This is a genomic window from Devosia sp. (assembly GCF_036406155.1).
In the GTDB taxonomy this organism is placed as follows: Bacteria; Pseudomonadota; Alphaproteobacteria; order Rhizobiales; family Devosiaceae; genus Devosia_A.
On record NZ_DASWVV010000123.1, the window covers coordinates 1 to 10,868 of the forward strand.

At 67.5% G+C, this 10,868-nt stretch carries 11 protein-coding genes and 1 pseudogene; all 12 read right to left on the bottom strand.

The window, feature by feature from the left end; translation table 11 throughout:
• Positions 1–757: aspartate/glutamate racemase family protein (locus VGD93_RS07630; RefSeq protein ID WP_395010794.1), on the bottom strand; the 757-nt coding region annotated here is incomplete at its 3' end.
• Positions 754–1,527, bottom strand: coding sequence for an aspartate/glutamate racemase family protein (locus VGD93_RS07635; RefSeq protein WP_395010796.1), 774 nt, complete (start codon positions 1,525–1,527; stop codon positions 754–756). The genes VGD93_RS07635 and VGD93_RS07630, both read right to left, overlap by 4 nt.
• A 24-nt stretch (positions 1,528–1,551) precedes the next feature.
• Positions 1,552–2,958: an FAD-dependent oxidoreductase gene (locus VGD93_RS07640; RefSeq protein WP_395010797.1), complete on the bottom strand. Its 1,407-nt coding sequence runs from the start codon at positions 2,956–2,958 to the stop codon at positions 1,552–1,554.
• 20 nt (positions 2,959–2,978) lie between these two features.
• On the bottom strand, positions 2,979–3,872 hold the full coding sequence (locus VGD93_RS07645) for an isocitrate lyase/PEP mutase family protein (protein WP_395010799.1): 894 nt from the start codon (positions 3,870–3,872) through the stop codon (positions 2,979–2,981).
• 41 nt (positions 3,873–3,913) lie between these two features.
• Positions 3,914–4,615, bottom strand: a complete 702-nt coding sequence (locus tag VGD93_RS07650; protein WP_395010800.1) for an ABC transporter ATP-binding protein — start codon at positions 4,613–4,615, stop codon at positions 3,914–3,916.
• A complete protein-coding gene (locus VGD93_RS07655) occupies positions 4,608–5,348 on the bottom strand; it encodes an ABC transporter ATP-binding protein (protein ID WP_395010801.1) in 741 nt (246 codons plus the stop codon). The genes VGD93_RS07650 and VGD93_RS07655 overlap by 8 nt, the downstream gene beginning before the upstream one ends.
• Complete coding sequence (locus VGD93_RS07660) at positions 5,341–6,324, bottom strand: branched-chain amino acid ABC transporter permease (protein ID WP_395010803.1); 984 nt, start codon at positions 6,322–6,324, stop codon at positions 5,341–5,343. The genes VGD93_RS07655 and VGD93_RS07660 overlap by 8 nt, the downstream gene beginning before the upstream one ends.
• On the bottom strand, positions 6,321–7,190 hold the full coding sequence (locus VGD93_RS07665; RefSeq protein ID WP_395010805.1) for a branched-chain amino acid ABC transporter permease: 870 nt from the start codon (positions 7,188–7,190) through the stop codon (positions 6,321–6,323). Before VGD93_RS07665 ends, VGD93_RS07660 begins: the two co-directional genes overlap by 4 nt.
• Before the next feature lie 61 nt (positions 7,191–7,251).
• Complete coding sequence (locus tag VGD93_RS07670; protein WP_395010807.1) at positions 7,252–8,475, bottom strand: ABC transporter substrate-binding protein; 1,224 nt, start codon at positions 8,473–8,475, stop codon at positions 7,252–7,254.
• Between the two features lie 66 nt (positions 8,476–8,541).
• Positions 8,542–9,156: a 3-isopropylmalate dehydratase small subunit gene (leuD, locus tag VGD93_RS07675; protein WP_395010809.1), complete on the bottom strand. Its 615-nt coding sequence runs from the start codon at positions 9,154–9,156 to the stop codon at positions 8,542–8,544.
• Positions 9,153–10,580: a 3-isopropylmalate dehydratase large subunit gene (gene leuC, locus VGD93_RS07680; protein WP_395010810.1), complete on the bottom strand. Its 1,428-nt coding sequence runs from the start codon at positions 10,578–10,580 to the stop codon at positions 9,153–9,155. Before leuC ends, leuD begins: the two co-directional genes overlap by 4 nt.
• Before the next feature lie 54 nt (positions 10,581–10,634).
• Positions 10,635–10,868, bottom strand: a pseudogene (locus VGD93_RS07685) (polysaccharide deacetylase); the annotation flags it as partial.

Below are 10,868 nucleotides of genomic sequence, written 5' to 3' on the forward strand. Positions count from 1 at the left end.
CCGCGGCTGCGCCCGCCCGCATCATCGCCTGCAGCATGGCGACCCGGTTCTCCACCGGCGGCGGATAGGCCTCGCGGCCATGGCTGAGGCCCAGGTCGAGCAAGGTCTCGATCAGCTTGTAGCTGACGGGCCCAGGGTTCACCACCGGGACAGGCAGGTGTTCGGCGAGGTAGCCTGCGGCCTGATGCATCGTGGTCGAACCGAGGCAGATCACCTCGGCGCCGTCCTCCTCGATGCAACGCATGGCCACGTCGCGCATATGCGGGAAGACCTTGTCCTCCTTGCCGCCCAGCAGCGCGGAGAAATCGGGCGGCGTGTCGATGCTGCGCACCGAGGCGCACTGGCGGTCGAACCCGTATTCGCGGATCGCCTTGCGATAGCGCGGCAAGGCCAGGTCCCATTGCGCCAGCACCGAGAAGCGGCTGCCCAGCGTGAGGGAATAGAGCAGCGACGCCTTGCCCGCGCCGAGCACCGGGATATCCAGCACCGAGCGGAGCATGTGCATGCCGCCATCCGACATCGTATCGATGCAGACGGCATCGAACCCGTCAGCCTGGGCCGTGGCACCGGCCTCGAAGATTGCCAGCTCCATCAGTCCCCAGTCGTGCGGGGACATGAACGAGGTGGGCCCGCACGCCACCGGCCGGTAGACCAGTTCCCAGCCGGCAGGCAGCGGAACGGCGGCGGACTGGGCCTCGCGGTTCTGCAGCCCGTCCGCATCGAGCGGGAAGGGGACGACGACAAGGATCCGTGTCATGTGCGGTTCTCCAGCCAGGCGGCACCGGCGGCGCCGATGGCGCGGATCATCTCCGGCTTGGGCACCAGCGGCGCGGGCCAGGTGGCGGTGGAATGGGTCAGCCCGAGGTCGAGCGCGATCGAGGCCAGCTTGTAGGTCAGCGGTCCGGGGTTTATCACCGGCACGCCGATGCGGGCCGAGAGCCAGTGATGCGCCTCGTGCATCGTGGTCGATCCGAGGATCAGCACCTGCGCCCCGTCCTCGTCGACACATTTGCGCGCCGCAGCGAGCAGCAGCGGGAAGACCTCGTCCTCCTTGCCGGCCAGCAGCGTCTTGTTGTCGGGAGTCACGCCGATGCTGCGCAACGAGGCGCATTTGTGCTCCATCCCGAGCTCGGCGAGCGTCTTGGTGTAGAGCATCTTCCAGCGGTCCCACATCATCAGGATCGAGAATTTCTCGCCCAGCATCTGCGCCAGCAGCATGGCGTGCCGCCCCGGGGCAATGACCGGGATGCGCAGCAGCGAGCGCAGCATTGCCATGCCGCTGTCCGACATCGTGTCGATGCAGACGGCGTCGAACCCATCGGCCGCGGCATCGAGGCCGGCGTCGACGATGGCGATCTCCGCCAGCGCCATGTCGTGCTGGCTGGAGTAGTTCTTGGGCCCCAACCGCACGGCGCGGTAATGCAGCTCGACGTCGGGGCCAAGCGTCACCGCCTTGGCCTGCGCCTGCCGGCGGGCGATCTCCTCCTCCTGCATCGGGAAGGGGACGATCACCAGGATCTTCTTCATCGGTTTCCTCCTTCGTCGCCCGGCTCAGGCCGGGCCGGCTGCGGCGATGCGCGCTGCGCTGGTGCCGGCGAGCCGCCCGAAGGCGGTTGCCGGCAGCAGGCCGTTGCCGGCCAGGTAGCCGCTGCTGCCCGTTCCCGACAGCCCGCGCGCCGCCCCGCCGCCCGCCATCAAATTCGGCAGCGGCGTGCCGTCGGGGCGCAGCACCCGGGCCTCGTGATCGATGACCAGCCCGCCCTGGGTATGAAACAGCGCTCCGTTCACCCTCACGGCGCGATAGGGGGACTGCAGGACCTGCGCCGCCGTGAAACTGCGGCCGAAGCGGTCGGGCTGGCCGCTGGCCGCGGCTGCGGCGATGGCGTCGAACTCTGCTGTCAGCGCGGCGAGCGGTACGCCGGTGACGGCGGCCAGTTCCTCCAGCGTTTCGGCCGGCTTGATGGCGCCGAGCTTGGCCACTTCACGGAAGTCGTGGAATTCCATGCCCACGCTCTCGGCGCGCGCATCGAAGATGTCCCAGGCGGTGCTCCCCGGCTGCGCCGCGACCCTGGCGGCGTGCTCGGAATAGCCGAGCATTTCGTTCGAGAAGCGCTGGCCGTCACTGTTGACCAGGATGCCGCCTTGCGTGATGACCGCCCAGGTGAGGGGAAGCGAATGCGGATGCGCCACGGAGCCATGGCCCTGATAGGCGTCCATGTCGGCAACGGCCGCCCCCAGTTCGAGACCCCATTTGACCGCGTCGCCGGTGTTCGACATGTGGCCGCAACACTCGGCATCGGCGATCTCGGGAATGAATTGCCGGACCATGGCGCTGTCGCCGGCAAAGCCGCAACTGGCCAGCACCACCGCCTTGCAACCTACCGATTCCAGGGTGCCGTCGGGACGGCGGAAGCGTGCCCCGCGCACCCGGCCGTCGGCGTCGGCATAAAGGTCCTCGACGGAGGCGCCGGGCACCACGTCGATCCCGGCGTGGGCCACTGCGGCCAGCAGCATCTGCTGCAGGTCGGCGCCGGTCAGGCTCGCCGGCCCGTGCATGCGCAGCGCCGAATGACCGGGGTAGAGGAAACTGGTGACGAGCTGCAGCTTCACGCCGTGGCGCTCGGTCAGCCAGTCGATCAGCGGGCCGGACTCCCGCGCCACCACCAGCGCCATGTCGCGCGGCGCGGTGCCGTGCGTCTTGTTCACCAGGTCGTCGGCGAACAGCTCGGGGCTGTCTTCGATGCCGGCGGCCTGCTGCAGGCGGCTGTTCGCCGCCGGGATCAGCCCCGCCGACAGCGAGGTCGACCCGGTCGGCACCGGGTCGCGCTCCAGCACGATCACTTCGGCTCCGGCATCATGGGCTGCAAGCGCCGCCGTGAGGCCCGTGGCCCCGGCGCCGATCACGACGACCGGGACCTCGATCTCGAATTCCACTCCCGCGGCTGACAATATGGCCATGCTTCACTCCTCGGCGCGGTTCAGTAATTGGTGCGGGTTTCTTCGGGGGTGCCGTAGCGGGCCTCGAGTTCCTGAACCTCGGCCATGCGGGCGGTGTCGAAGAACTGCTTGAGGCTCATCACCTCCGGGGCGATGGCGGCAATGGTCTCGTCGCGCTTGAGCACCTCGAGCGTGCGGCGCGCTGCCTCGCAGGCCGACAGCAGCAGCCAGTTGGGATAGATGATCAGCTTGAAGCCGAGCGCCTCGATCTCGGTGCGGGTCAGGAAGGGCGTCTTGCCGGAGGTCGCCATGTTGTAGAGCAGCGGCACGCCTGGAAAGCGCGGTGCGATCAGCGGCAGATCGGCGGGTCCGGGGCTTTCGATGAAGATCACGTCGGCTCCCGCCTCGCGATAAGCTGCGGCCCGGTCGAAGGCCGCGTTGAGCCCCTCCACGGCCAGCGCATCGGTGCGGGCGATCACCACGAAATCCTGATCGAGACGCGCATCCACCGCCGCCTTCACCTTGGCCACCATGTCGGCGCCCGGGATGAGTTGCTTGCCCGCCAGATGGCCGCAACGCTTGGGCAGGACCTGGTCCTCCAGGTGCACGGCCGCCACCCCGCCGCGCTCATAGAGCTGGATCGCACGGCGCACGTTGAGCGGCCCGCCATAGCCATTGTCGGCATCGGCGATCAGCGGCACGTCCGAGGCGTCGGCGATGCGGGTGGCGTTGTCCACCATCTCGGTCATCGTGAGCAGGCCCACATCCGGATAACCCAGCCGGGTGGCCGACGTGCCGGCCCCGGTCATGTACATGGCGGGGAAACCGGCTTCGGCCACCAGGCGGGCATACATGGCATCGACGACCCCGGGGGCCATCACGGCGTGGTCGCCTTGCAGGGCCAGCCGCAGCCGGCGCGTGCGTGTCAGGGACATTGTGCTTCTCCGTTTCTGCGGCCGCCTGGACGGCCGTCTGCTCATAGGCCGAGATAGGCCTGCCGCAATCGGGGGTTGGCCAGCATCTCGGCCGCTGTTCCCTCCATGACCAGTTGCCCCTGCTCGAGCACATAGGCGCGCCGGGCCACCTTCAGGGACTGCATGACGTTCTGCTCGACCAGCAAAACGGCGACGCCCTGGGCATTGATTTGGCTGATGAGGGCGAACATTTCTTCGACCAGAATGGGGGAAAGGCCGAGCGATGGCTCGTCGAGGATGAGGAGCTTCGGCTCGGACATGATCCCGCGGCCGATGGCCAGCATCTGCTGTTCGCCCCCCGACAGCGTCCCGGCGATCTGGCCCAGCCGCTCGGCAAGGCGCGGAAAGATGGTGCAGACGCGCTCGAAATTGCGCCGCCTGTTGGCCCCCGCCCGGCGAAACGCACCCAGTTCGAGGTTTTCCGCCACGGTGAGATTGGGAAAGGTTCGACGCCCTTCGGGGACCTGGGCGATGCCGCGGGCGACGATCTCCCGCGCGGGCAACCCGGTGATGCGCTGGCCCTCGAAACGCACCTCTCCGGCGGTCGGCCGGATGAAGCCGCAGATCACGTTGTTGAGCGTTGTCTTGCCGACTCCGTTCGAGCCCAGCAACGCCACGACTTCCCCGGCGCCGAGCGTCATGTCGATGCCGCGCAGCACCGACATCTGGCCGTAGCCGGCATGGATGCCCTCGATCTCAAGCACGGCCGGTCTCCTGCAGACGGCTGGCGGCGCCGTGGCCCAGATAGGCCTCGATTACCGCCGGGTCCTGCACCAGTTGTTGCGGCGTGCCCTGGGCGATCATCTTGCCGTAGTTGAGCACATAGGCGGTTTCGGCGAGGCTCATCACAGCCTGCATGACGTGTTCGATCATGAGGAAGGTGTGCCCGTCCTCGCGGATCTTGCGGATGATCTCGACGATTTCGCTGACTTCCGTCGGGATCAGGCCAGCCATCACCTCGTCGAGCAGCAGCAGCTTTGCCCCGGTCGCGAGCGCGCGGCCGATCTCGAGCCGCTTGCGTCCGGCGATGGTCAGGGCAGCGGCCGGCCGGTCGAGCAGCGACGCCATGCCCAACTGCTTGCCGATGCGGCGCGCCTCGGCCAGCGCCTCGCGCCGGTCGCGGTGGCGAAGATAGGCGCCGACGGCGATGTTTTCCTCGACCGTCAGCCCGGCGAAGGGCTGCACGATCTGGAAGGTCCGCACCATCCCGAGCGCACAGATGCGATGCGGCGGCAGGCCGGTGATGTCCTGGCCGTTGAGGCGCACCGAGCCGGTATCGGCCTTGGTGAAGCCGGCGATGATGGTGAAGCAGGTCGTCTTGCCGGCGCCGTTGGGACCCAGAAGGCCGACGATCGCGCCCTCGGGCACGTCGAGCGAGGCATCCGACAGTGCCACCAGCCCGCCGAACCTCTTCGTCAGGTTGCGCACTTCAAGCATCGTCGCCCCCCTTGCGGCGGAAGGTGCCGATGCGGCCGGCCAGTCCCATCAGCCCTTGTGGCAGGAAGCGCAGCGCCGCGATCAGCACCACCGCATAGAGGACGAAGTTGAGCCCCGGCGCATCGTGCAGCAGCGTCTTGGCGCCCTCGCCCAGGAGATGCAGGCCCAGCGTGCCGACCAGCGGCCCCCAGACGGTCCCGGCGCCTCCGATGATGGGGCCGATCAGCGCAATGACCGAGATGCTGACGCCGTAGACAACGGTGGAATCGATGAACAGCCACAATTGCAGATAGATCGCCCCGGCCAGGCCGCCAAAAGCCCCCGAGATGGCCATGGCGGTCACCTTGACGCGGTAGGTGTCGATCCCCAGGGCGCGGGCGGCGTCCTCGTTCTCGCGCACGGCGACCAGATGCGCGCCGAAGCGGGAGTATTTCATCCAGGTGGTCAGCCCCATCACGATCGCGACGGTGATCAGCAGCAGCGTGTAGGTCAGCGTGCGATCGTTGTTGAACTGCAGCGTCGCGAGGCCGGGCTCGAGTGTCAGTTGCAGCCCCCGCCCGGCGCCGGTGATCTCGAACGCCGAGGCGCAGATGCGCAACACCTCGGCGAAGGCCAGCGTGACCAGCGCGAAATACGATCCCTTCAGCCCATAGCGGAACGACAGCGCCCCGATGAAGGCCCCCATCGCCGCCCCGGCCAGGATGCCCGCGCCGAAACTGACCCAGGCGTTGACGCCGAATTGCACCTGCAGGACCGCCGAGGCATAGGCGCCGGTGCCATACATGGCGGCATGGCCGAAGGACGACAGGCCGCCGAAGCCGCCGGTGACGTTCCACGACAGCGCGACGATGGCCATGGCCAGCGCATTGATGGTGAAGCCCATCCAGACCTGCGACGGCAGGAAATAGACAGCCAGCAGGTAGGCGGTAGTCAGACCGATCAGCGCCACCTGACCCAGGGATTGCGGCTTGATCATACCGCTCTTCGCCCCAGCAGGCCCGAAGGCTTGAACAGAAGCGTCAGGATGAAGGCGAGGAAGATGCCGATCTGCCCGAGGCTTTCTCCCAGAAAGAGGCCACCCACCGCCTCGATGACGCCTAGCAGCAGGCCGGCGGCCAGCGCCCCCGGCAGGCTGCCCATGCCCCCCATCACCACCGTGGTGAAGGCGACCAGCACGAAGGTGTAGCCGACCTGCGGCGTGACGTAGAAGGTCGGCAGCAGCAGGCAGGCGGCGAGGGCGACACAGGCGGTGCCGATGCCGAAGCAGATGGCATAGGTATGGCCGACATCGATGCCGACGATCTCTGCCCCCCGCTTCTCGATCGCCACGGCGCGGATGGCCGCCCCCGTGCGAGTGCGCGTCATGAACAGCCACATCAGCGCCGCGACCGCGAGCGCGGCGCCGAAGGCGATGACCCGGCCCAGCGTCAGGTAGGCACCCAGCACCTCGACCGTGTCATAGGCATAGGCGATGTCCACCGTGCGGGTATTCGAGGTCCAGAAATACAGCGCCAGATTGTCGATCGCCAGCGCCAGCGCCAGCGTCACCAGCAGCACGTTCTGTTCTGAACCCGCGCTCATCGGCGCAATGATCCCGCGCTGCAGCACGTAGCCGAGGACGAAGAAGGCCGGCACCACCACGATGATCGCGAGGTAGGGATCGAGCCCGAAGAAATGGTAGAGGAAATAGGCGGCGTAGAGCCCCAGCATCAACAGGCTGCCATGGGCGAAGTTGATGATGTGCAGGACCCCGTAGATCAGGGTCAGGCCGAGTGCGATCAGCGCGTAGACCGCTCCCATGGTCAGGCCGTTCAACATTGCAGGCAGGATCAGGCTGGACATTGCTGGCTGGCTCTCTGATCGGGTGGGGCCCCTGCCGGAAACCGGCAGGGGCCGTTCGGGCTCAGCCCTGGTTGGGCCGCGGGAAGACCGCTTCGATCGTGGCGTACTCCTTGGGGAAGATCACCTCGATCTTGTCGCCGCGCACCTGCAGGTTGACCGGGCGCGAATTGACGTTGTCGCCGTTGACGAACTTGGTGGGCCCATACGGCATGATCGACCCGTCGAAGTCCGAGGCAGCCAGTGCCTCGATCATCGCCTTGCGGTCCGCGGAGGCACCACGCTCCAGCGCGTCGGCCACGACCTGGATGGCGGCATAGGCCACCATGACGTCATAGGTCATGTCGAGCCCGGCCGCCGCAACACTGGCCGTCAGCGCCTTGGAGGCTTCCTTGTTGGGGTCATACCAGTGGTTGCAGTCGATGACGTACTGGGCGATGTCGTTGTTTTCCCGTACGAACTTGATGTTCGAGGCGGCCCCGCCGAGGATCGAGTAGATCGCCTTCAGGTCCACGCGCTGCTGCTGCAGTGCCCGGGTCATCAGCGTGTACTCGTTGAGGTAGTTGGTCGGCATCAGGATGTCGGCCTTCGACGCCTTCACCCGCAGGGCAATGTTGTTGAAGTCGCGGTGCGGGGTGGGGTGGGCAATCTTCTCGACGATGGTGATGCCCAGCTTGGGCAGTTCGGCCTCGACGATGCCCGCCAGCTGCGAGCCGAACGGCCCGTCCTCATGGACGATGGCCGCCGTCTTCACCGGGTTGCCGGCGGCACTGTTGAGCAGCCCGAGGTTCTCCAGCGCCACGGCGGTGATCTTCTTCACGCCGGGGGTGAAACGGAAGACGTTGGGCAGGCCGCGCTCGACGATCGCCTCGGCGGTACCGACCGAGAAGACCTGGGCGAGGTCGTACTTTGCGGCCGCCTGCGAGGAGGCCAGTCCGAGGGCAGAGGCACTGGCACCGGTGAAGGCGCACACCCCGGCCTCGACCAGCGTGTCGACAGCGGCGGCGGCGACTTCGGGCCGGCTTTCGGCGTCGACGACCACCAGTTCGACCTGGGCGCCGCCCATGCTCTTGATGCCGCCGGCCGCATTGATCGCCTCGGCGGCGAATTTGGCGCCGGCGGCGCACTGGTTGCCGTTGTAGGCAAGGTTGCCCGTTAGGGGCTCCAGCACGCCGATCTTCACGGTGGGGGTCTGGGCGCGCAGGATCGACGGCGTGGCCAGCGTGCTGGTCAGCACCAGCGCGCCCGACGCCTTGAGCAGGCTGCGGCGGTTAATGGTGTAGGTCATGTCAGTTCTCCTCCCTGGTAGTATGGTTAGCAGTAGGGTTAGTCGGTGACCGCACCGGCCCGCATGCTAGCGGGCCAGCCATGGAACATCGGTCAGCCGCGCCGCCTCGAAGGCGGTTATGCGGTCCATGTAGGTGAGGGTCATCTCGATGTCGTCGAGCCCCTTCAGGATGCACTCGCGCGCGAAGGGAGCGATGACGATGGCATGGCTACCCAGTTCGCCCGGCAGCGTAACCAGCCCGGCCGCCAGATCCACGGTGACCTGTGCCTCCGGATTGGCCGCCAGGTGGTCGGCAAGGGCCTCGCACACGGCCAGGGGCAGGCGCACCGGCACCACGCCGTTCTTGAGCGCATTGTTGCAGAAGATGTCGCCGAAACTGGGCGCGATGAGTGCGCGGATGCCGGCATCGACCAGCGCATATACTGCCCCCTCGCGCGACGAGCCGCAGCCGAAATTGTCCTCGACCAGCAGGATGCGCGCCTTCTCGGCCCCGGGGCGGTTCAGCGGAAAGTCGGGGTCGAGCGCGCCATCGGCATCGCGACGGATGTCGTGGAACAGGAACTGATCGTAGCCCTCCTCCCGGTCGGCCTTGATGAAGCGCGCCGGAATGATCTGGTCGGTGTCGCAGTTGACGCCGGGAACGAAGACGACGCTCGAGGTCTCGCGAATGAACGCTCTCATGCCCCGCCCTCCGCCAGCCGGCGCACATCGGTCAGCCGCCCGGTGATCGCTGCCGCTGCAGCCATCGCCGGACTGAGCAGATGCGTGCGGGCGCCCGGTCCCTGCCGCCCGACGAAATTGCGGTTCGAGGTCGAGGCGCAGCGCTCCCCCCGTCCCACCACGTCGCCGTTCATCGCGGCACACATCGAGCAACCAGAATGACGCCATTCGAAGCCGGCGTCGCGGAAAATCTGCGCGAGGCCTTCCGCCTCCGCCTGGTCGCGCACCTGGGTGGATCCCGGCACGACCATGGCCGGAACCACGGCCTTGCGCCCCTGCAGCACTGCGGCGGCGGCGCGCAGGTCCTCGATCCGCGCATTGGTGCACGAGCCGAGGAAGACCCGGTCGATGGCGAGGCCGTCGAGCGGTGTCCCCGGTGTCAGGTCCATGTATTCGAGCGACTTCGCCGCCGCCTTGCGCTTCTCGCTGCTGGCAAAGCTGGCCGGGTCGGGCACGCGGCCGGTGATCGGCACCGCGTCGTCGGGGCTGGTGCCCCAGGTCACCATCGGGGCGATGGCGCTGCCGTCAAGGGTGATCTCGGTATCGAATTCCGCGCCTTCGTCGCTGGGGAGCTGCTGCCACTGCGCCAGGGCAAGATCCCACTCTTCCTCGGTCGGGCCGAAATGGCGGCCGCGGACGTAGCGGAACGTGGTCTCGTCCGGCGCCACCATTCCCAGCCGCGCCGCCGCTTCGATCGACATGTTGCAGATCGTCAGTCGCCCCTCGATCGACAGGTTGCGCACCACCCGGCCGGCATACTCGATGGCGTAGCCGCCGGCGCCGCCGGCGCCGATCCGCGCGATCAGCGCCAGCACCACGTCCTTGGCGGTCACCCCGGTACCCAGCGCACCGTCCACCGTCACCCGCATCGTCCGGGGACTGACCTGCCACAGCGTCTGCGTCGCCAGCACATGGGCGTTTTCCGACTGCCCGATGCCGAAGGCCATCGCCCCCAGCGCCCCTTGCGTCGAGGTGTGGCTGTCCGAACAGACGATGGTCAGCCCCGGCAGGGTGATCCCCTGTTCGGGCGCGACGACATGGACGATGCCCTGTTCCTGGCTCGCAAGACCGAAATGGCGCACGCCGCCCCATTCCATGTTGGCATCGAACGTGCGGATCATGCGCTCGATCGCCGGTGTTGCGGCATCTTCGGGCCGCCGGCCGCGCGTCGGCACGTAGTGATCGGCAATGCCGAAGATCTGCTTGGGCCGCCGTGGCTGCAGGCCGCGCCGCTTGATATCGGCAAAGGCATGAAAGCTGCCTTCATGGATCAGGTCGCGGTCGACATAGAGCAGCGATTGCCCCGACGGGTGGCGCAGGATCTCATGCGCATCCCAGATCTTGGCGAACATCGTCCGCGCGGCAGGTTTGGTGACAGGCACCATCGGATAACACCTCGCGTGTGGGGCTGCGCGCGCCTGGCGCGCGCAGCCCAAGTCTCACCCCTGGTTGCGAAAGGCGGCCGCGATCGCGCCGGTCGGCGCGACCCAGACGCCCTCGTGCGCCAGGATGTAGTCCAGCACCTCACGCAGGTACTCCACGCGATAGGGCATGCCGGAAATCCAGCTGTGCAGGGGCAGGCTCATCACCCGGCCGCCATGTTCGGCGCTTTCGCGCCACAGCACGTCGAAACGGTCCTTGACCTGCTGCACCCAGTCGGGTTCCGAGTGGAA

Coding starts and splice junctions, on each gene's coding strand:
- VGD93_RS07635 (WP_395010796.1), bottom strand. CDS start 1,527: ATGAAGAAGATCCTGGTGATCGTCCCCTTCCCGATGCAGGAGGAGGAG.
- VGD93_RS07640 (WP_395010797.1), bottom strand. CDS start 2,958: ATGGCCATATTGTCAGCCGCGGGAGTGGAATTCGAGATCGAGGTCCCG.
- VGD93_RS07645 (WP_395010799.1), bottom strand. CDS start 3,872: ATGTCCCTGACACGCACGCGCCGGCTGCGGCTGGCCCTGCAAGGCGAC.
- VGD93_RS07655 (WP_395010801.1), bottom strand. CDS start 5,348: ATGCTTGAAGTGCGCAACCTGACGAAGAGGTTCGGCGGGCTGGTGGCA.
- VGD93_RS07660 (WP_395010803.1), bottom strand. CDS start 6,324: ATGATCAAGCCGCAATCCCTGGGTCAGGTGGCGCTGATCGGTCTGACT.
- VGD93_RS07665 (WP_395010805.1), bottom strand. CDS start 7,190: ATGTCCAGCCTGATCCTGCCTGCAATGTTGAACGGCCTGACCATGGGA.
- VGD93_RS07670 (WP_395010807.1), bottom strand. CDS start 8,475: ATGACCTACACCATTAACCGCCGCAGCCTGCTCAAGGCGTCGGGCGCG.
- leuD (WP_395010809.1), bottom strand. CDS start 9,156: ATGAGAGCGTTCATTCGCGAGACCTCGAGCGTCGTCTTCGTTCCCGGC.
- leuC (WP_395010810.1), bottom strand. CDS start 10,580: ATGGTGCCTGTCACCAAACCTGCCGCGCGGACGATGTTCGCCAAGATC.